The sequence below is a fragment of the Mitsuaria sp. PDC51 genome (assembly GCF_900113225.1).
In the GTDB taxonomy this organism is placed as follows: Bacteria; Pseudomonadota; Gammaproteobacteria; order Burkholderiales; family Burkholderiaceae_C; genus Roseateles.
Genome location: NZ_FOZE01000003.1, coordinates 583,311 through 602,426, shown reverse-complemented (window position 1 = coordinate 602,426; position 19,116 = coordinate 583,311). Strand labels below are relative to the sequence as shown.

Annotated in this window: 22 protein-coding genes; 13 read left to right on the top strand and 9 right to left on the bottom strand. The window is 72.3% G+C overall.

The genetic code is table 11. The annotated features are described in order from the left end of the window. Position 1 precedes the first annotated feature (1 nt). The 5 genes from BM393_RS23065 to mltG all read right to left on the bottom strand — a co-directional run bounded on the left by BM393_RS23065 (position 2) and on the right by mltG (position 4,080). The gene (locus BM393_RS23065) at positions 2 to 787 is read right to left on the bottom strand and encodes a TatD family hydrolase (RefSeq protein ID WP_091733437.1); all 786 of its coding nucleotides are present in this window, start codon (positions 785 to 787) and stop codon (positions 2 to 4) included. A 133-nt stretch (positions 788 to 920) separates the two neighbouring features. Next, a complete protein-coding gene (locus BM393_RS23060) occupies positions 921 to 1,310 on the bottom strand; it encodes a PilZ domain-containing protein (protein WP_091733888.1) in 390 nt (129 codons plus the stop codon). A gap of 65 nt (positions 1,311 to 1,375) precedes the next feature. Continuing rightward, positions 1,376 to 2,440, bottom strand: coding sequence for a hypothetical protein (locus tag BM393_RS23055; protein WP_091733435.1), 1,065 nt, complete (start codon positions 2,438 to 2,440; stop codon positions 1,376 to 1,378). Further along, complete coding sequence (gene tmk / locus BM393_RS23050; protein ID WP_091733433.1) at positions 2,434 to 3,045, bottom strand: dTMP kinase; 612 nt, start codon at positions 3,043 to 3,045, stop codon at positions 2,434 to 2,436. The genes BM393_RS23055 and tmk overlap by 7 nt, the downstream gene beginning before the upstream one ends. A gap of 39 nt (positions 3,046 to 3,084) precedes the next feature. Then, positions 3,085 to 4,080 (bottom strand): endolytic transglycosylase MltG, encoded by a 996-nt coding sequence (gene mltG / locus BM393_RS23045; protein WP_091733886.1) that lies wholly within the window; start codon positions 4,078 to 4,080, stop codon positions 3,085 to 3,087. Positions 4,081 to 4,190: 110 nt separating this feature from the next. Between mltG and BM393_RS23040 the strand changes: the two genes are divergently transcribed. From BM393_RS23040 to BM393_RS23000, 9 genes are all read left to right on the top strand, one after another. Next, positions 4,191 to 5,168: a folate-binding protein YgfZ gene (locus BM393_RS23040; protein ID WP_091733431.1), complete on the top strand. Its 978-nt coding sequence runs from the start codon at positions 4,191 to 4,193 to the stop codon at positions 5,166 to 5,168. Further along, positions 5,165 to 5,509, top strand: a complete 345-nt coding sequence (locus BM393_RS23035) for a DUF4936 family protein (protein WP_091733429.1) — start codon at positions 5,165 to 5,167, stop codon at positions 5,507 to 5,509. Before BM393_RS23040 ends, BM393_RS23035 begins: the two co-directional genes overlap by 4 nt. Next, entirely contained in the window at positions 5,509 to 7,242 is a 1,734-nt protein-coding gene (gene ybaL / locus BM393_RS23030; protein ID WP_091733427.1) for a YbaL family putative K(+) efflux transporter, read from the top strand. The genes BM393_RS23035 and ybaL overlap by 1 nt, the downstream gene beginning before the upstream one ends. A gap of 128 nt (positions 7,243 to 7,370) precedes the next feature. Then, the gene (locus BM393_RS23025; protein WP_091733425.1) at positions 7,371 to 8,630 is read left to right on the top strand and encodes a hypothetical protein; all 1,260 of its coding nucleotides are present in this window, start codon (positions 7,371 to 7,373) and stop codon (positions 8,628 to 8,630) included. Between the two features lie 43 nt (positions 8,631 to 8,673). Beyond that, the gene (locus tag BM393_RS23020) at positions 8,674 to 9,204 is read left to right on the top strand and encodes a GbsR/MarR family transcriptional regulator (RefSeq protein ID WP_091733423.1); all 531 of its coding nucleotides are present in this window, start codon (positions 8,674 to 8,676) and stop codon (positions 9,202 to 9,204) included. A 66-nt stretch (positions 9,205 to 9,270) separates the two neighbouring features. Continuing rightward, on the top strand, positions 9,271 to 9,873 hold the full coding sequence (locus tag BM393_RS23015; protein ID WP_091733421.1) for a thiol-disulfide oxidoreductase DCC family protein: 603 nt from the start codon (positions 9,271 to 9,273) through the stop codon (positions 9,871 to 9,873). Further along, complete coding sequence (locus tag BM393_RS23010; RefSeq protein WP_091733419.1) at positions 9,870 to 10,751, top strand: NAD-dependent epimerase/dehydratase family protein; 882 nt, start codon at positions 9,870 to 9,872, stop codon at positions 10,749 to 10,751. Before BM393_RS23015 ends, BM393_RS23010 begins: the two co-directional genes overlap by 4 nt. After that, the gene (locus tag BM393_RS23005) at positions 10,733 to 11,122 is read left to right on the top strand and encodes a DoxX-like family protein (RefSeq protein ID WP_091733417.1); all 390 of its coding nucleotides are present in this window, start codon (positions 10,733 to 10,735) and stop codon (positions 11,120 to 11,122) included. The genes BM393_RS23010 and BM393_RS23005 overlap by 19 nt, the downstream gene beginning before the upstream one ends. 63 nt (positions 11,123 to 11,185) lie before the next feature. Next, complete coding sequence (locus BM393_RS23000; RefSeq protein WP_091733415.1) at positions 11,186 to 11,662, top strand: DUF2269 domain-containing protein; 477 nt, start codon at positions 11,186 to 11,188, stop codon at positions 11,660 to 11,662. 42 nt (positions 11,663 to 11,704) lie between these two features. Here BM393_RS23000 and BM393_RS22995 read toward each other — a convergent pair whose 3' ends face one another. Then, positions 11,705 to 12,349, bottom strand: coding sequence for a hypothetical protein (locus BM393_RS22995; RefSeq protein ID WP_091733413.1), 645 nt, complete (start codon positions 12,347 to 12,349; stop codon positions 11,705 to 11,707). On the opposite strand from BM393_RS22995, the gene BM393_RS25485 reads away from it, so the two are divergent. Genes BM393_RS25485 through BM393_RS22985 form a run of 3 tightly spaced genes read left to right on the top strand, consistent with a single transcriptional unit; the run spans position 12,348 to position 15,043 of the window. Then, a complete protein-coding gene (locus BM393_RS25485; protein WP_141225461.1) occupies positions 12,348 to 12,542 on the top strand; it encodes a hypothetical protein in 195 nt (64 codons plus the stop codon). The two genes, BM393_RS22995 and BM393_RS25485, sit on opposite strands and share 2 nt — an antisense overlap. A gap of 21 nt (positions 12,543 to 12,563) precedes the next feature. Then, the gene (locus BM393_RS22990; protein ID WP_404932677.1) at positions 12,564 to 13,079 is read left to right on the top strand and encodes a GAF domain-containing protein; all 516 of its coding nucleotides are present in this window, start codon (positions 12,564 to 12,566) and stop codon (positions 13,077 to 13,079) included. 5 nt (positions 13,080 to 13,084) lie between these two features. Then, the gene (locus BM393_RS22985; protein WP_217648507.1) at positions 13,085 to 15,043 is read left to right on the top strand and encodes a bifunctional 2',3'-cyclic-nucleotide 2'-phosphodiesterase/3'-nucleotidase; all 1,959 of its coding nucleotides are present in this window, start codon (positions 13,085 to 13,087) and stop codon (positions 15,041 to 15,043) included. A gap of 39 nt (positions 15,044 to 15,082) precedes the next feature. Here BM393_RS22985 and BM393_RS22980 read toward each other — a convergent pair whose 3' ends face one another. The 3 genes from BM393_RS22980 to sbcB all read right to left on the bottom strand — a co-directional run bounded on the left by BM393_RS22980 (position 15,083) and on the right by sbcB (position 18,105). Continuing rightward, positions 15,083 to 15,388 (bottom strand): flagellar basal body protein, encoded by a 306-nt coding sequence (locus BM393_RS22980; protein WP_091733411.1) that lies wholly within the window; start codon positions 15,386 to 15,388, stop codon positions 15,083 to 15,085. Positions 15,389 to 15,601: 213 nt separating this feature from the next. After that, positions 15,602 to 16,531, bottom strand: a complete 930-nt coding sequence (locus BM393_RS22975; protein ID WP_091733409.1) for a sensor domain-containing diguanylate cyclase — start codon at positions 16,529 to 16,531, stop codon at positions 15,602 to 15,604. 116 nt (positions 16,532 to 16,647) lie between these two features. Further along, positions 16,648 to 18,105, bottom strand: coding sequence for an exodeoxyribonuclease I (gene sbcB, locus BM393_RS22970; protein WP_091733407.1), 1,458 nt, complete (start codon positions 18,103 to 18,105; stop codon positions 16,648 to 16,650). A 122-nt stretch (positions 18,106 to 18,227) separates the two neighbouring features. Between sbcB and BM393_RS22965 the strand changes: the two genes are divergently transcribed. Beyond that, positions 18,228 to 19,106, top strand: coding sequence for a CPBP family intramembrane glutamic endopeptidase (locus tag BM393_RS22965; protein WP_091733406.1), 879 nt, complete (start codon positions 18,228 to 18,230; stop codon positions 19,104 to 19,106). The last annotated feature ends 10 nt before the right edge of the window (positions 19,107 to 19,116 follow it).

Genomic DNA, 19,116 nt, shown 5'->3' with positions numbered 1-19,116 from the left:
CTCAGGCCGCCTCCGGCAGCCGGAACAGCCGCCGCGTGTTGGCCGTGCATTGCGCCGCCAGGTCCTCGACCGGCACGCCCCGGACCTCCGCCACCAGCTTGGCCACATGCGGCACGTAGGCCGGCTGGTTGAGCTTGCCGCGGAACGGCACCGGGGCCAGGTAGGGGCTGTCGGTTTCGATCAGCAGGCGGTCGGCGGGCACGATCTTCGCGACCTCGCGCAGATCGGCCGCGTTCTTGAAGGTCACGATCCCCGAGAACGAAATGTGGAAACCCAGGTCCAGCGCCGCCCTGGCGACGTCCATGGTCTCGGTGAAGCAGTGCACGACGCCGCCGGGCTGGCCGGCGTCCTCCTCGCGCATCAGCCGCAGCGTGTCCTCGGCGGCCGAGCGGGTGTGGATCACCAGCGGCTTGCCGGTCCGCTTGGCGGCGCGGATGTGGTTGCGGAAGCGCTCGCGCTGCCATTCCATCTGCTCGACGGTGCGGCCGTTGAGGCGGTAGTAGTCCAGGCCCGTCTCACCGATGGCGACGACCTTGGCCCGCGCCGCGCCGGCGACCAGCTCGTCGACGCTGGGCTCATGGACCTCGTCGCTGTCCGGATGGACGCCGACCGTCGCGAACAGCGGCGCGTGCGCCGTGGCCAAAGCGTGCACCTCGGGGAACTCCTCCATCGTCGTGCAGATGCAGATGGCCTGGGTCACCCGGGCCGCGTCCATCGCGGCCAGCAGGTCGGGGAGTTGGGACTGGAGCTCGGGGAAGCTCAGGTGGCAGTGGGAATCGATGTACATCGCGGGAACTCTGGGCCGGATCGTCGCGCGGCGCAGCGCCCGGCGGAAATGCCCTTCGCAGGCAGAGGCGCGGAGCGCGCCGCGCGGGGTCAGCCGGACGCCGTCCGCTGGGCGCGGCCGGCGATCGCGGCGTTCAGATGGTCTGCGTCGGCTTGGCCGAGGAGATCGCCGTGCCCAGCAGTTCCTCGATCTTCAGCTTGATCAGCCGGGTCTTCTCGTCGCCGGGGAAACGCACGCCGACGCCCTGGGTGCGGCCGCCCGACGCGTTGGCCGGCGTCAGCCAGGCGACCTTGCCGGCGACCGGATAACGGTTGGGATCCTCGGGCAGGGTCATCAGGAGGTAGATGTCCTCGCCCAGCTTGTATTCGCGCGTGGTCGGCACGAACACGCCGCCTTCCGAAAAGATCGGGATGTAGGCGGCGTAGAGGGCGCCCTTCTCCTTGAACACCAGCTGGATCACGCTGGGTCGGGCACCGCCGGCGGGGGCCGGGACGGGGGCGGACGCGGGCGGAGTGGTGCTCATCGGTTTCAGGCTGAGTTCGCTCATGGGCGCCGAGTCTACTCGCCGCGCCCGCGGGTCAGATTCGGTTACCGCGCCGGCCGCATCGCCTGTTGCCCCTGGGCCACCAGCGATTCCATCAGCAGGCCGGCATTGAGCGGATGGTCCGCATGCCGCGCCGCCTGCTGCAGCGTGCGGGCCCACTGGTCGAGCGCCGCGCGCACCGCCGGCAGCTTGGGCAGCGCGTCGCGCGGGAAGTAGGCCGGCCCGGCGCCGTGGGCGATGCGCATCAGGTCATGCACCAGGCGCTGCATCGCGGCGATCGCGCGCGGCACCGGCCAGTCGGTCAGCGCGCTGGCCTCGCCCCGCGCGATCCGGCGCGGCAACTCCAGCCACGTCTTGGCGCCGACGCCCTCCTCGCTCCACAGCAGCGCCTCCTGCGGCCGGCCGCCCGTGGCGTCCAGCAGCACGCCCGGCTGGTCGACGCCCTGGGCCGTCAGCCAGGCCAGCGCCGCCTCGCGCGCGGGCAACGCCATCTGCAGCGGCTGGCAGCGGCTGCGGATGGTCGGCAGCAGCTGCTGCGGCGCCGCGCTCGCGAGCACGAAGCGCAGCAGCCCGGCCGGCTCCTCCAGCGTCTTGAGCAGCGCATTGGCCGCGATGGTGTTCAGCGCCTCCGCCGGGTAGACGACCACGACCTTGGCCCGCCCCCGCGCCGCGCTGACCTGCGCGAACGCGAGCATCTGGCGGACCGCCTCGATCTTGATCTCCTTGCTGGGCTTGGTCTTGGCGGCCTTGGCCGAGCCGCCGCCCTCGCCTTCCGCGTCCATCGCGCCGAAACCCAGCGGCTCGCGCAGCGCGTCGGGCAGCAGCACCTGGAAGTCCGGATGCGAGCGCGAGCGCAGCAGGTGACAGCTCGCGCACCGGCCGCAGCCGGGCTGGTCCGGCGCCGGGCGCGCCTCGCAGAGCCAGGCCTGGGCCAGCAGCAGCGCCAGGTCGAACTGACCGACCCCGGCGGGCCCCTGCAGCAGCAGCGCGTGGCTGCGTCCCTGGATCAGCGCCTGGTGCAGCGGCGCGGCGAGCCAGGGCAGCGGCAGCTGGCCGCCATCGGCCAGCGCGGCGGCGCCATCGGCGGTCACGGAGGATTCGATCACCATCCGCGGCGCTCCAGCTCGGCGCGGATCTGGGCCGCGACGCCCTCGATGGTGTCGCCGGCATCGATGCGGACGATGCGGCCCGGCGCCGCTTCGGCGCGGCGCTGGTAGCCCTCGCGCACGCGGGTGAAGAAGTCGAGGTCCAGCTGCTCGAGCCGGTCGGCGTCGCGGGCCTGGGCGCGGCGGCCGGCCGCGATCGCGGGGTCGACGTCGAACCAGAAGGTCAGGTCCGGCTCCCGGCCTTGCTGCACCCACTGCGCCAGCGTGCCCAGCACCTGCAGGTCCATGCCGCGGCCGCCGCCCTGGTAGGCGAAGCTGGCGTCGGTGAAGCGGTCGCAGAGCACCGTCCGGCCCGCGGCCAGCGCCGGCGCGATGACGCGCTGCACATGGTCGCGGCGCGCGGCGAACACCAGCAGCGCCTCGGTCAGCCCATCCATGTCCTGGTGCAGGAACAGGTCGCGCAGCGACTCGGCCAGCGGCGTGCCGCCCGGCTCGCGGGTCTGGACCAGGTCCGCGCCGCGCTCGCGCAGGCGCTGGGCGACGGACTCGACATGGGTGGACTTGCCCGCCCCGTCGATGCCCTCGAAGGTGATGAATCGGCCGCTCACGCGTGGATGCTCTCTCGGAAAAAAGCGCAGCGCGGACGCTCAGCGGCCGCGCTGGTACTTGTTGACCGCGCGATTATGCGCGGCCAGGTCCTCGCTGAACTGGCTGGTGCCGTCGCCGCGCGACACGAAGTACAGCGCCTTGGACGGGGTCGGGTGCAGCGTCGCCTGCAGCGCCGCCAGGCCCGGCATCGCGATCGGCGTCGGCGGCAGCCCGCCGCGGGTGTAGGTGTTGAACGGGGTGTCCGTCTGCAGGTGGATGCGGCGCAGGTTGCCGTCGAAGTCGGTGCCCAGCCCGTAGATCACCGTCGGATCGGTCTGCAGCGGCATGCCGGCCTTGAGCCGGTTGACGAACACCGCCGCCACCAGCCCGCGGTCCGCGGCGGCGCCGGTTTCCTTCTCGACGATGGAGGCCAGGATCAGCGCCTCGTCCGCGCTCTTGAGCGGCAGGCCGTCGGAGCGGCCGGACCAGGCGCTCTCCAGACGCTTCTGCATCAGCGCATGGGCGCGCTTGAGCACCGTCAGGTCGCTCACGCCGCGGCTGTACGCGTACGTGTCGGGGAAGAAGCGGCCCTCCGGCGCCTGGCCGGGCGCGCCCAGCGCCGCCATGATCTGGGCGTCGGTCATGCCGGCGGTCGTCTGCTTGAGCGCCGGCGCGGCCGCGATCGCGGCGCGTAGCTGGCGGAAGTTCCAGCCCTCGATCAGGCGGAGCTGCTCCAGCACCTGGTCGCCGCGGACCATCTTGTCCAGCAGCTCGCGCGGCGTGATGCCGGCATGGACCTCGTAGCTGCCGGCGCGGATCTTGCGCGCCTGCCCCGAGTAGCGGAACCACGCGTAGAGGAAACGCGGATCGGTCTGCACGCCCGCCCCGACCCAGGCCTGCGCGACCTGCTGCGGCGGCGTGCCGGGTTCGATCGAGAGCTCCAGGCTGTCCTTCTCCAGCGCCAGCGGCGCCTGCAGCCACCACCAGACGGCGCCGCCGGCGCCCGCGGCCAGCACCGCCAGCGCGACCAGCACGGACAGCAGCCAGCGTCCGATCCGGCCCGATTGCTTCTTCGATTTCCTCGCGGCGCGGCGAGGGTTGTGCTTCGCGCGTGACAAGACCCGGGGCCCTTCGTGAAATGCGGGGGCTGATGATAATCGGCCCCATGATCGAAGACCTCCACCACGCCCCGCCGCCCGTGCCGTCCTCGGCCCTGGGTGCCGTCCGTCTCGCCGACTGGGGCGTCATCCGCGCCCAGGGCGAAGAAGCCGCCAAATTCCTGCACACGCAGCTGACGCAAGACCTGGCCCTGCAGACGCCGGTCCAGGCCCGCCTGGCGGGTTACTGCTCGGCCAAGGGCCGGCTGCTGGCCACGATGCTGGCGGTCAAGCCGGACGAACAATCGGTGCTCCTGGCGCTGCCGGCCGAGGTGCTGCCGGCGACGGTCAAGCGGCTGTCCATGTTCGTGCTGCGGGCCAAGTGCAAGCTCAGCGACGACAGCGCCGCCTGGTCGGTCTGGGGGCTGTCCGGCGCCCAGGCGCGCGACTGGCTGGGCGCCGCCGCGCCGGCCGGGGTCTGGACGGTGGGCCGCCTGGCGCTGGCCGACGGCCGCGAGGCGCTCGCCACCCGGCTGCCCGACGACGGCCTCACGCCGCGCTTCCTGCTGCTACAGCCCGCCGATGCCGCCGCGCCGGCGCTGCCGTCGATCGATCCCGAGGAATGGCAGGGGCTGGACGTCACCGCCGGCCTGGCCTGGATCCGGCAGGCGACGGTGGAACAGTTCGTGCCGCAGATGCTCAACCTCGAGCTGCTGGGCGGCGTGAACTTCCAGAAGGGCTGCTACCCGGGCCAGGAGGTCGTCGCGCGCAGCCAGTACCGCGGCACGATCAAGCGCCGCACCCACCTGTTCGCGATGGACGGCAGCGACGCCGACGCCACGCCGGGCCAGGAGATCTTCCACAGCGCCGATCCGGAGCAGCCCGCCGGCATGGTCGCCGGCTTCGGCCGCCTGGAAGGCCGTCCGCTGCTGCTGGCCGAGGTGAAGCTGGCCGCGCTCGAGTCCGGCACGCTGCACCTGGGCAGCGCGCAAGGCGCCGTGCTCACGCCCCGTCCCCTGCCCTACGCCATCGGAGAACCGGAATGACCTCGTCGCCGCCAACGCGGGCCTCGGCCCCTGGGACCGCTTCGCCCGATCGCCCGGCCGGCGCGCCGGTCGAGCTCTACGTCTACTATCGCGTCCACACGAACGACCTGGCGGCCGCCCTGGCCGCCTTCGAGCAGGCGCGCGCCGGCCAGCCGGTGCGGCTGCTCCAGCGCCATGACAACGATCCGGTCTTCCAGACCTGGATGGAGATCTACGGCCCCGCCCTGCCCGACGCGGCGGACGCGGAACGCCGCATCGCCGCCGCCCTGGGCGCCTTCGCGCAGGGTCCCCGCCACCGCGAGGCCTTCGCCGCCGTCGCCGGTCCGGGAGCGGCGCGCTGATGGAACACAACGTCTCCCTCATCTCCACGCTGGCGGCGGGCTTCGGCCTGGCGCTGATCCTCGGATTCATCGCCGAGCGGCTGCGGCTGCCGGCGCTGGTGGGCTACCTGCTCGCCGGCATCGCGATCGGGCCGGCCACGCCGGGCTTCGTCGCCGACGTGGGCATCGCCGCGCAGCTGTCGGAGATCGGCGTGATGCTGCTGATGTTCGGCGTCGGGCTGCACTTCTCGCTCAAGGACCTGATGGCGGTCAAGCGCATCGCGCTGCCGGGCGCGGTCGTGCAGATGGGCGCGGCCACGCTGCTGGGCCTGGGCCTGGCGATGTGGTGGGGCTGGAGCACCGGCGCCGCGCTGGTGTTCGGACTGTCGCTGTCCTGCGCCAGCACCGTGGTGCTGCTCAAGGCGCTGGAGGCGCGCGGCACGCTGGAGTCGGTCAACGGCCGCATCGCGGTGGGCTGGCTGGTGGTGGAGGACCTGGCGACGGTGCTGATCCTGGTGCTGCTGCCGCCGCTGGCGCCGGTGCTGGGCGGCGCGACGCAGCCCGGCAGCGCCGACGTGCCGCTGTGGCGCACGATCGCCGAGACGCTGGCGCAGATGGCGGCCTTCGTCGTGCTGATGCTGGTGGTGGGCCGGCGCGTGCTGCCCTGGCTGCTGTGGCAGGTGGCGCGCACCGGCTCGCGGGAGCTGTTCACGCTGATGGTCATCGCGGTGGCGATCGGCATCGCCTACGGCGCCGGCGTGCTCTTCCACGTGTCCTTCGCGCTGGGCGCGTTCTTCGCCGGCATGGTGATGCGCGAGTCCGAGTACAGCCACCGCGCCGCGCAGGAGTCGCTGCCGCTGCGGGATTCGTTCTCGGTACTGTTCTTCGTCTCGGTGGGCATGCTGTTCGACCCGATGACGCTGGTGGACCAGCCGCTGCACCTGCTGGGCGTGGTGGCGATCGTGATGCTGGGCAAGGCGATCGCGGCGACGGCCATCGTGCTGCTGTTCCGCTACCCGCTGAACACGGCGATGACGGTGTCGGCGAGCCTGGCGCAGATCGGCGAGTTCAGCTTCATCCTCGCGGGCCTGGGCCTGCAGCTGGGCCTGCTGCCCAAGGCCGGCATGAACCTGGTGCTGGCGGCGGCGCTGGTGTCGATCGCGCTGAACCCGGTGATGTTCGCGATGATCCAGCCGCTGCAGCGCTGGGTGCTGAGCCGCTCGGCCTTCGCGCGCAAGCTCGAGGCCCGGGACGATCCCTATGCCGAGCTGCCCCAGACCACCGAACGCCAGTACCTGGAAGGCCAGGTCGTGCTGGTGGGCTTCGGACGCGTGGGTCGGCGCATCGCCGACGCGCTGGCCGAGCGCGACATCCCCTTCGTCGTCGCCGACCAGAGCCGCGAGACCGTGGAAGCGCTGCGCAAGCGCGGCCTGGCGGCAGTCAGCGGCGATGCCAGCGACCCGATGGTGCTGGTCCAGGCCCACATCGCCAATGCGGCGATGCTGGTGGTGGCGATCCCCGACTCGATGCGAGCCCGGCAGATGGCCGACACGGCCCGGCAGCTGAACCCGGGCATCGAGATCGTGCTGCGCACCCATGGCGAGGAGGAGTCCGCGCTGCTGCGCAAGGAGCAGCTGGGCACCGTGTTCTACGGCGAGGAGGAACTGGCCAAGGGCATGAGCCGGCATGTGCTGCGGCGCTTCAATGCCGAGCTGCCCGAGAACCTCGCGCCGCTGGCCACGCCCGCGCATTGAGCGCCCGGGCCGGGCGTGGCAAGCGGCCCATCGGGGACGCTTGCCGCAACACAACGCACCACGGCGCCCAGCGCGCCCTTCCCGGCCAGCAATCCCGGCTTTACATCGCCCGCTTAGCGTCGCCGCCCATGATCGACCCGACCCTCGACCGTCCCGCCCCGTCGCCCGCACCTGGCCTGCGCCCGCGCCTGCGCGCTGGCGCCTTCGCCCGGACCGCTGGCGCCCTGCTCACCGCTGCGCTGCTGCTCAGCGGCTGCGGCGGCGGACCGCCGAAGGCGCGACTCGAGGAGCAGCAGCAACAGCGCGAGTTCGCCGCGCGCGGCTACGCGCCGTCCGGGGAGGCGGTCACGGTGCAGTCGCTCGCCTGGCGGCTGCGGGGCGACGACGTGCGCCTGAGCCTGGCGCTGCCGGCCGGTGCCGCCGACGGCGCTTCACCGCGTCCGGTCGTGCTGTACCTGCCGGGCCTGGGGGAGTCCGAAAACGCCGGCCTGGTCTGGCGCCGCGCCTGGGCCGCCGCCGGCTACGCGGTGCTGTCGCTGCAGCCGCTGGACGACGACGCGATGGCGTGGTCGTCCGACCTGGCCCGCTCGGCCGAGTTCACCGAGCTGGGCCGCCGGCATTACGCCGACGCGCAGATGCGGCGGCGCCTGGCGCGGCTCGACGAGCTGCTCGCCGAGGCCCAGCGGCTCGGCCGCCAGGGCGAGGCGCCGTGGCGTGGGCTGGACTGGTCCCGCACCGCGGTCGCGGGCTACGAACTCGGCGCCCAGTTGGCGCTGGCGCTGGCCGGCGAGCGGCAGACGGATGGCGCGCTGCTCGCGCTCAAGACCGTCCGCCCGGTCGCCGCGATCGTGATCAGCCCGCAGCTGTTCGCGACGCCCGATCCGGCGCGCTACCGGGAGGTCGCCGTGCCGGTGCTCGGCCTGACCGGCCCGGACGACAGCGACGTGCTGCAGCTGGTGCGCGACCTGGCCTGGCGCCAAGCCCCCTTCGCCGCGATGCCGCCGGGACGCGGCTGGCTGCTGAGCGCCAACGAGGTCCGCCATGCCGCCTTCGGCGGCAACGAGCCGCGGCCGGAAGACGCCGAGCGCGAGCGCAAGCGGATCCAGGCGGCGGAGGACCAGGCGCAGTCGCAACCGCAGCCCCAGGGCCGCCGCGGCGCAGGTCGCGGGCAGCGCGGACAGGACGCGCCGGTGCGGATGGCGCCGGTGCCGCCGCTCCCGGACTACCGCCAACGCCACGCCCAGCAGCTGGGCCTGATCGCCGCGCAGCAGGTGAGCGTCGCCTTCCTCGACCACGAGGTGAAGCGCTCCGAAACCGCCCGCGTCTGGCTGGCCGGCCCGGCGCAGGCCTGGATGGGACGGGTGGGCGGCTTGAGCTCGTCGCATTGATTTCTGTATTGACAGAAATTTCTGTCCCGCTACAGTCGCGGCCATGGAACTCAGCAACACCGCCCGCCGCTTCGTCCTGCACTGGGGCGAGATGGGCAGCGCCTGGGGCGTGAACCGCACCGTCGCCCAGATCCACGCCCTGCTCTACTTCCACGGCCGCCCGCTCAATGCGGAGGAACTGGCCGAGACGCTGTCGGTGGCGCGCTCCAACGTCAGCACCAGCCTCAAGGAACTGCAGAGCTGGAACCTGATCCGCGTCACCCATGTGCTGGGTGACCGGCGCGACTACTTCGAGACGACCGCCGACGTGTGGGAACTGCTGCGCACCATCGTGCGGGAGCGCAAGCATCGCGAGTTCGATCCGACCGTGCGGATGCTGTCGGAGCTGGTCGCCGAAGACGGCTTCCAGGACGAGTCGCCCGACGCCCAGGACCGCGTGCGCGAGTGCCTGCGCCTGATGCAGACGCTGGGCGCCTGGTCGGAGGAAATGATGCGGCTGTCGCCGTCGACGCTGGAGAAAGTGCTCAAGCTCGGCGCCAGCGTGCAGCGCTTCGTGCGCGGGGACGGATCCTGATCCGCCCCTTTTTTTGGCGATGAATTTCTGTCTTTACTGAAATATCGAGCAACGAAGGAGGATGCGATGCGCTTCACCCCCGAATCCGGCCGGCATGCCACCCAGCGCGACCCCGGCGCCTATCCGCTGACGCTCTACTTCGACGGCGCCTGCCCGATCTGCAACGGCGAGATGCGCAACCTGATGCTGCGCAACACGGCGGACCTGCTCCGCTTCGTGGACATCTCCGAGCCGGGCTTCGCGGCCTTCCCCGCCGGCACCGACATTGCGGCGCTGATGGGCACCCTCCACGGCGTGCGGGCCGACGGGCGCCTGTCGACGGGCTCGGAAGTGCTGCGCCTGGCCTATCGCGGCGTCCAGCTCGACGGGCTGGTCCGCTTCACCGAATTGCCGGGCCTGCGCTGGCTGTTCGACCACGCCTACCCGCTGGTCGCGCGCCATCGCTACCTGGTGCCGAAGCCGCTCGCGCGGCTGGTGCTTGAGACCGCGCTGCGCCGTGCCGCTGAGCGCCGCGCCGGCGCCTCGGCCTGTCATGCCGGTGCCTGCTCGATCGCGTCCGAACACGCGGCTTCGACGCGGCCGGACGGCCCGGCGAACGAGGCCTCGGCCGCGCTGGCAACGTCGGCCGCGCCGGCCTCGGCGGACCGCCCCGCCGGAGTCGCGTCATGAGCGCCGCTCCGATCCGCTCCGTCCTGGTCTGCGGCGCCAGCGGCTTCGTCGGCCGGCGCGTCGTGCGCGCGCTGCGCGAGGCCGGCCTGTCGGTCACCGCCGGCGACTCCCGCACGCAGGACTTCCAGCGCGACCTCAGCCCCGAGATCTGGCTGCCGCGCGTCACCGGCTTCGATGCCGTCGTGAATGCGGTCGGCCTGCTGCGCGACACGCCGCGCCGCCGGCTCGAGACCGTCCACCACGAGGCGCCCGCCGCGCTCTTCGAGGCCTGCGCCCGGGCCGGCGTGGCGCGCGTCATCCAGGTTTCGGCCAATGGCGTGGCGCACAGCCCGACCCGCTACGCCACCACCAAGCGCGCCGCCGACGAGGCCCTGCTGCGCCTGCGCGCGCAGGGCCGCCTCGACGCCACCGTGCTGCGCCCGAGCATCGTCTTCGGTCGCGGCGGCGCCAGCGCGGCGCTGTTCATGAACCTGGCCCGGCTGCCGCTGCTGGTGCTGCCCCGGGCGGCGGTCCAGGCGCGCGTCCAGCCGGTCGCGGTGCAGGACGTCGCGCAGGCGGTGCTGCGGCTGGTGCGGGACGGCGGGCCCGAGCTGGTCACCGCCGTCGGTCCGCGCGCGCTCAGCCTGTCGGCCTTCATCGGCGAGCTGCGCCGCCAGCACGGCCATGCGCCCGCGCGGGTGCTGCCCTTGCCGGACGCACCCAGCCGCTGGAGCGCCCGGCTGGGCGACCTGGTCAGCGCCCAGCCCTGGAGCAGCGAAGCCCTGGCGCTGCTGGAGCAGGACAACATCGGCGACGCCGCCGCCTTCGAGCGCGTGCTCGGACGCCCGGCCGTTCCGGTCGAACGATTCGTGGAGGCCGCATGGGCATCGGGCGAGTGAACTTCCGCCACCGCCGCACCCGGGTCGTGGCGCGCGCCGGACTGATCGCGCTGTGGCTCGCCACCGGCGTGGTCAGCCTGATCGGGCTCGACGGCCAGAGCCGCGCGCTGATGGTGTCCGCCGGCACGCCCGAGGCCTGGATCGCGCCGGTGATCGTGGCAGGCGCGCTGGCCGACCTGCTGATCGGCCTGGCGATGTGGCGCTGGCACCGCCGCTGGGTCTACCGGCTGGCCGGCGCGGTGATGCTGCTGATGACCGCCGTGGCGACGATCATCCTGCCCACGCTGTGGCTGGATCCGCTGGGCAGCCTGACCAAGAACCTGCCGATCGCGATCCTGCTGCTGATCCTGGACGAGGACGCGCCGGCCTGAGGCCTGTCCCAGTCCGGCGGCAGGCTTCGACATCCAACAACAAGACCTCAGGGGGAAAACACCATGAACACCTATCTCGTCATCAAGTGGCTGCACATCGTCTCGAGCGTGCTGCTGGCCGGCACCGGCTTCGGCTCGGCCTTCTACCTGTTCTTTGCCAACCGCAGCGGCTCCATCGCCGCGCAGGCGGTGGTGGCGCGGCTGGTCAAGCGCGCGGACTACTGGTTCACCACGCCGGCGGTGATCGTGCAGCCGCTCACCGGCGTGTGGCTGGCGATGCAGGCCGGCTGGACGCTGGACACGCCCTGGCTGGCGCTGTCGATCGGGCTGTACCTGCTGGCGGGCGCCTGCTGGCTTCCGGTGGTGTGGCTGCAGATCCAGCTCTCGAAGATGGCGGACGCCGCGCTGGCCAGCGGCCAGCCGCTGCCGGCGCTCTACTGGCGCTACGCCCGCTGGTGGGAGGGCCTGGGCTACCCGGCCTTCCTCGCGGTGCTGGTGGTCTTCTACCTGATGGTGAACAAGCCCGCCCTCTGGGGGTGAGCGCCGGCGGGCGACCGCCCGGCGGGCCTGCCTGCGGGCCGCTCAGTCCACGATGAGCGTGTAGCTGACCGCCTGCGACATGTCCGGCAGCGCACCGCCGAAGTTGATCGTGTGACGGCCACGCGCCAGGGGCTTCAGCATCACGTAATAGCCGTTGGAGGCCGCCGGAAAGGCCCGCGCCCCACCGGGATACCGCGCATAGGCGTTGAAACATTCGGGGCTGAGCTGCCGATGGCGCTCCAGGCCCGCGTAGCGGACGCCGTCCACCTCGAGCACCAGCATGGCGACACCGTCCGTCATGCGGCCGGCCAGCGCCGTCACGTCGGCGCAGCTGGGATTCCAGCCCGGCGCCTGCTTGACGACGTAGTTGATCAGCGGGAAGAACAGGTATTTGTCGGCCGGCACGCGGCAGGTGCGGACGGTGCGGGCCGTGCCATAGGTGCCGGCCAGGAAGAAGACGTCGCCCGCCTGCCGGTTGCCACACTGGGCGCCGGTGCGATCGGCGACCGGGCTGATGTCGTTGCTGAAGGACAGCGCCCATTCCCACCAGCGGCGCGACCATTCGCCCTGGGTCACCCAGCCGACCTGCTCGTCCGGGCCCAGGACCGGCGACGCCGCGGGCGACGAGGCCGCCGCGTCGCCGGGCTGAGGCGCGTCCGCAGCGGCAGCGGCGACGCCAGCGCCCATGCAGGCAGCCAGGCAGGCCGCGCTGCCCAGCGCCCTCCCGATCGCACGCCAACCCGACCGCCTGGCCAACCTTGAAGCGGTCCGCCGCGCGACCGTCCGTCCCTTTGCCCCCGATGCGTCCATCGTCGTGATCTCCCTGAATTCCTCTGAAGCGGGGCGCATTCTCGCCGTGCCGGACGACCCGTCCGCATGACCTCCGCCACAATCCCGCCCCATGAGCTTCGAACCCACCCCGCTGCTGGACATGGCCAGCCCCGAGGCCAAGCGGGCCTCCTACGACACCCTGGTCGCGCAGACGCAGGCGCTGCTGCATGGCGAGCGCGACGCGATCGCCAACCTCGCCCAGTTCGCCGCGCTGGTCTTCAACGCCGTGCCGACGCTGAACTGGGCCGGCTTCTACCTCGTGAACCCGAAGAACGACCAGGAGCTGGTGCTCGGCCCGTTCCAGGGCAAGGTCGCCTGCGTGCGCATCCCGTTCAGCCGCGGCGTGTGCGGCGCCTGCGCCCGCACGCGCGAGACCCAGTTGGTCGAGGACGTCCACGCCTTCCCCGGCCACATCGCCTGCGACGCGGCCTCGCGTTCGGAGCTGGTGCTGCCGGTGGTCGCGGGCGGCGCGCTGCGCGCGGTCTTCGACCTCGACAGCCCCGAGCCCGCCCGCTTCGACGCGATCGACGCCGAGGGCTTCCGGCGCGCGCTGGACCTGCTGATCGCCGGCACCGACTGGGCCTGAGCCGCATGCGCACGCGCACGATGCGCGCCCTCGCGGCGCTGGGCTTGGTCGCCGCCTCGGCCCTGTCGGTCGTGCCGATGCCGCTGTCGGCGGCGGAGCTCAAGCTCCGCGTGCTGGAGACCAGCGACATCCACATGAACCTGCTGAGCTACGACTACTACCAGGACCGACCGGTCCAGGAGTTCGGCCTGGCTCGCACCATCACGCTGATCCATCGCGCCCGCGCCGAGGCGCCCAACAGCCTGCTGTTCGACAACGGCGACCTGCTGCAGGGCAATCCGCTGGGCGATGTCGTGGCCCGGGTCCGGCCGCTCGCGGCGGACCAGGTCCACCCGGCCTACAAGATCCTGAACCTGCTGGACGTGGACGCCGCCAACCTCGGCAACCACGAGTTCAACTACGGCCTGCCCTTCCTGCGCCAGGCCATCGCCGGCGCGGCCTTCCCCTACCTGAACGCCAACGTGATGGAGGCCGACGGCCGCCGCCACGCCTTCACGCCCAGCGTCATGCTCGAGCGCGAGATGCGCGACGAGGCGGGCCAGGCCCATGCGCTGAAGATCGGCGTGGTCGGCGTCACGCCGCCGCAGATCCTGGAATGGGACCGCCAGCACCTGGCCGGCAAGGTGCGGGTGCGCGACATGGTGGAAGCCGCCACCGAGCAGGTCACGGCGCTGCGCCGGCGCGGCGCCGACCTGGTCGTGGTCATCGCCCACACCGGCATCGACCGCACCGAGCTGCCGCGGCTGTCCGAGAACATGGCCGCACAGCTCGCGCGCGTGAAGGGCGTGGACATGCTGCTGCTGGGCCATGCGCACACCGAGTTCCCCGGCCCGGGCTTCGCCGGCTACCCCGGCGTGGACCTGGCCAAGGGCCGGCTGTACGGCACGCCAGCGGTGATGCCGGGACGCTGGGGCGACCACCTGGGCGTCGTCGACCTGACGCTGCGGTCCACCGGCCAGGCTGGCCCCGGCGCGCACTGGCGGGTCGCGGACAGCCAGTCCAGCCTGCGGCCGATCTTCGACCGCGCCGCGCGCCGGCCCCTGGCGGACGCCGACCCGATGCCGGCCATCGTCATCGCCGAGGAACACCAGGCGACCCTCGACTACGTCCGCAGCCAGGTCGCGGTGGCCGACCAGCCGATCCACAGCTACTTCTCGCAGGTGCTGGACGGCAACGCGGTGCGGCTGGTCGCGCAGGCGCAGCTGGCCTATGCGCGCAAGGCCGTCCAGGGCACGGCGCTGGAGCAGCTGCCGATGCTCAGCGCGGCGGCGCCGTTCAAGTCGGGCGGCCGCCAGGGCTGGACGCAGTACACCGACATCCCCGCCGGCCCGGTCGCCATCAAGCATGTGGCCGACCTGTATGTCTACCCCAACACCATCAAGGTGGTGAAGCTCACCGGCGCCCAGGTGCGCGACTGGCTGGAGATGTCCGCCGGCCAGTTCCGCCGCATCGATCCGCAGGGGCCGGCGCGGCAGGACCTCGTCGATGCCGGTTATCCGAGCTTCAACTTCGACATGATGCTCGGCCAGGACGGCGCACTGCGCTACGAGCTGGACCTGACCCAGCCGGCGCGTTTCGACAAGGACGGCCAGCGCCAGGGCGACGGCCACCGCGTCGTGAACCTGAGCTGGCGCGGCCAGCCGCTGGACGAGCGTGCCGACTTCCTGGTCGTGACCAACAACTACCGCGCCTACGGCGGCGGCCACTTCCCGGCGCTGGCGGCGGACAAGGTCGTTGTGGACGCGCCGGACGAGACCCGCGAGGCGGTGGCCCATTTCCTGGCCGCCCAGCCCTCGCTGAGCGCGGCGGTGGCGGCGCCGTCCTGGCGCATCCGGCCGGTGCCCGGCGTGGCGATGCAGTTCGTCTCGGGCAACGGGGCGCTCGCCCACCTGAGGGAGACGCCGCAGGTGCGGCAGGTGAAGGACAACGGCGACGGTTCGTCGCTGTTCGAGCTCGCGCCCTGACTAGACGGCTTTACCGGGCCTCAGGCGCCCGGGCGGGGCTCAGACGTGGATATCGAGCAGCGCGCCTTCCGCGCGGAGCTGCGTCTGCAGCACGCGCAGGTTGGCGACGTAGGCGTAGGTGGCGGACTTCTGCTCGACCAGGTCGGTCGCCAGGTCCTCGCCCGGGGTGGGCAGCTTCTCCACCCGGGTCGTCACGCCATTGCCGTCGGCGGCGGTCTCGGCCTCGATGCGCTCGCGGTGGTAGCCGGGCGTGGCGACATTGGCGATGTTGTTCGCCGACGCCCGCAGCCGTTCATTGGCGGCGGACATCCCGGACAAGGCGGTCGACAGGCTGACGGTGGACATGGGTTTCTTTCCAGTAACCCGGCCTCAAGCGCGCGGGCATGCCGCCGTCATCGGCAGATTCCGGACGATCTTTAGAAAAGAAATGGCTTTCCCCGCCATTTCTTTTGATCACCGATCCGCTATTCGCCCAAATCCACCGGATCGCCGCCCGCCGAGCGGGGTCGCCGGGCCGCGCGAGCGGCTGGCCCCCGCCGGCTGAGGCGCCCGGCGCCCTCAGGCGCCCGCCAGTTCCTCGAAGCTCCCGCTCGAGATGAACACACGGACCGAGTCGCCGCCCGAGGCCTTGGCCTCGGTGCAGGCCAGTTGACCGGCGCCGAGCACCGCGTCGACCGTGTCCAGCGACGGCTGCAGCTGCACGACGCCCAGGCTGGCCTTGACCCGCGCCCGGTGCAGGCCCCAGCGCAGCCGGAAGCTGGCGATCGACGAGCGGATCTTCTCGGCCACGATCTGCGCGTAGTGCTGGTCGCAATCGGGCAGCAGCACGACGAAGTGATCGTTCTCCATCCGGGCGACCGTGTCCGACGCCCGCACCTTGGTGATCAGCATCTGGCCCAGGCCGTACAGGAAGTGGTCGGCGACCTCGGCACCCATGCCCTGGATGACCTCGGTGAAGCGGTCGATGTCGACGAACAGCACCGACACCGGCTCATGGCGGCGGCTGCCGACATGCTCGGCCAGACGGCGCTCCATCTCACGGCGGTTGGCGAGTTCGGTGACCTCGTCGTGCTTGGCGGACCAGGTCGGCTGCAGGCGCTGCTGGCGGGCGGCGGTGACGTCCTCGACGATCCACATCGCCTCGCCGGCCGGCTGTTCCCAGTGCACCGGCGTGGCCTGCAACCGGCCCCAAAAACGCGACCCGTCGCGGCGCACGAACTCGACCTCCTCGTCCAGCGGCCGCCCGGCGCCGAAGGCGGTGCCCATGCGGGTCTGCAGCGCCTGGTGGGCGGCGTCGGACACGACCGAGCCGCGCTGGTCGGTGCCGCTCAGGTCGGTGTCGTCCCCATGTCCGAACAGGTGGTTGAAATGCTCGCTGACCACCTCGAAACGGCCGGCGGCCACGAAGGCCACGGCCAGCGGCGCCCGCACCAGCAAGGCCCGCATGCGGGCGGCGATCGGGTCGGCGGCGTCGTGTTGGGATTGCATGTCGTCTCCTGGCGTATGGCGCAGGTGTACCTGTTTTGATCAGGCCTGGGAACCCCGGACAGGCCCCCGTTCCGGCGCCGGACGGCCGCTTCGGGGCGGCGGCGCCCAAGGCGGCATCAGGGTGGCGGCGGTGCGATCTGCTCCGCCCAGTCGTACAGGGCCGACAGGATCTCCCCGGCGCGTTCGTCCTCCGACTCCTCCGCCGCCTGGGCCAGCGTGTCGATGCGCTCGAAGAAGGCCTCCAGCGTCTGGGCCCCGCCCTCGCCCGCGTGCAGCCGCGCCGCGCGGTGGTGCTCCCAGCGCGCCGCCTCGTCGCCGCTCAGGCTGTCCGGGAAGTTGCGGGCGCGGTAGCGGAACAGGATCTCCTCCAGCCGCCCGTCCTCGAACGCGACCTTGCCCTGCGCGACGCGATCGGCCAGCGCCTCGGGCGACAGCCCGCGCAGCCGCTCGAGCGCGCGCCGGTCGTCGTTGGAGACGAAGCCGCCGTACAGGTCCTCGTCCACGTCGACGCCGCCCTCGCCGGCCGGGCGCTGGAACACCTCGGGCCAGCGCCCGGCCAGTTCGCGGCCGCGGGAGGCCAGCAGCTCCGCATGCGCCAGGCCGCGGGCGATGTCCAGGCCCCAGCGGGCGGCCATCTCCGGCGACAGGATCTTCAGCGACGAGATCACGATCGGCGACTTGTTGACATGGATGGTCTTGATCGGCAGCCGCGTCACGCCCTCGGGCAGGGCCTCCTGCTTGGTGTAGAGGCGCAGCCGGATCGCCTCGGCGTCGAGGCCGAGCAGCTCCGCGGGATCGCTGCCCAGGTCCCAGACGATCAGCTCGTTCTTGTTGGTCGGATGCGGCGCCAGCGGCCACACCAGCGCGATGCAGCCGCGCTCCGGGCCGTACATGCCCGACACGTGCAGGAAGGGCCGGTTGGTGCCGATCTCGGCCCAGACGGCGTCCTTGCGGCGCAGTTTCAGGCAGAAGTCCCACAGCCGCGGCTGCGCCTGACGGATCAGCCGCGCCAGCGCGATGGTGGCACGCACGTCGGACAGCGCGTCGTGCGCGGCCTCGTGGGCCAGGCCGTTGGCGGCAGTCAGGTGCTCCAGCTTGAAGGACGGCCGGCCGTCCTCGTGCCGCGGCCACTGGAGGCCCTCGGGCCGCAGCGCGTAGGCGCAGCGCACGACGTCCAGCAGGTCCCAGCGGCCGCAGTCGTTCTGCCACTCGCGGCCATAGGGATCGATCAGGTTGCGCCAGAACAGGAAGCGGGTGACCTCGTCGTCGAAGCGGATGGTGTTGTAGCCCAGGCCCACCGTGCCGGGGCGCGACAGCTCGGCATGGATGTCGGCGGCGAAGCGGTGCTCGGGCAGGCCGTGCTCGGCGCAGGTCTGCGGCAGGATGCCGGTCAGCAGGCAGGACTCGGGATCGGGCAGCGCGTCGGTGGGCGGCTGGCAATAGACCATCAGCGGCTCGCCGATCTCGTTCAGCTCGGCATCGGTGCGGATGCCGGCGAACTGCGCCGGGCGATCGCGGCGCGGCACGCGCCCGAAGGTCTCGTAGTCGTGCCAGTAGAAAGTCATCTCATGCATGGGGCGGCACGATACCTCAGACCTCATGGATACTTCGGCGCCCTGGCGTGGGCCTTCCGAGGGGGGAACTTCGGGGGAACCGCCCCCCGCGCCCTCCCCCCAAGATCGGACGAAGACCCGAGATGCCGCTCAGCCACCTGCTCCTGTGCCTGTCGATCCTCGCCACCCTGCTGCCGGTGAGGGCCCCGTGGCCCTGGCTGTCGCTGCTGATCATGGCGGTCACCGCCGGACAGATCCACGGCCAGCTGACGATCGCCGCGCTCGTGCCGGTGGCCGCGATGGCGGCCCTGGCCTGGATGGCGATCGCCGCGCGCCACCGGCCCCGGCGCGAGGCGGTGCTGATGGCGCTGATGCTGGTCATCGGCCTGGCGCTGGCGCTGCATCTGCTGCCGGGCTTCCTGAACCCGACCTACCTGGTGGCGGCCTCGGACGCGCGCCCGCCGACGCTGCGCTACCTCAACTTCGACAAGGGCGTGGCCGGGATGCTGATGCTGGCGGTGCTGGCCGCGCAGCAGCGGCGGCGCGCCGAGGGCGTCGGGCTCGCGCCCGCACCGGCCGTCGCACCCGGCCGGCCGGCCGTCGCGCTCTGGGCGACGGTCGCGGCGACGCTGGCGCTGCCCTGGCTGCTGGCGGTGGTCGGCGGCCTCGGCCGGCCGACGCTGCGCTGGCCGGAGAACGCCGGGCTGTTCCTGGCGTCCAACCTGTTCCTGACCTGCGTCGCCGAGGAAGCCGCCTTCCGCGGCGTCATCCAGGGACTGCTGGCGCGGCGCCTGGGCACCGACCTGCGGACCGTCAACGGCTGGCTGCCGGTGCTGCTGGCGGCGGTGCTCTTCGGCCTGGCGCACGCGGCCGGCGGGCCGCTCTACGTCGGGCTGGCGATGCTGGCCGGGCTCGGCTACGGCCTGGCCTATGCGCTGAGCGCCCGCATCGAGCTCGCCATCGCGCTGCATTTCGCCCTCAACGCGCTGGTGTTCCTGACGCTGGACCTGCGCATCGGCTGACGCCGCCAGA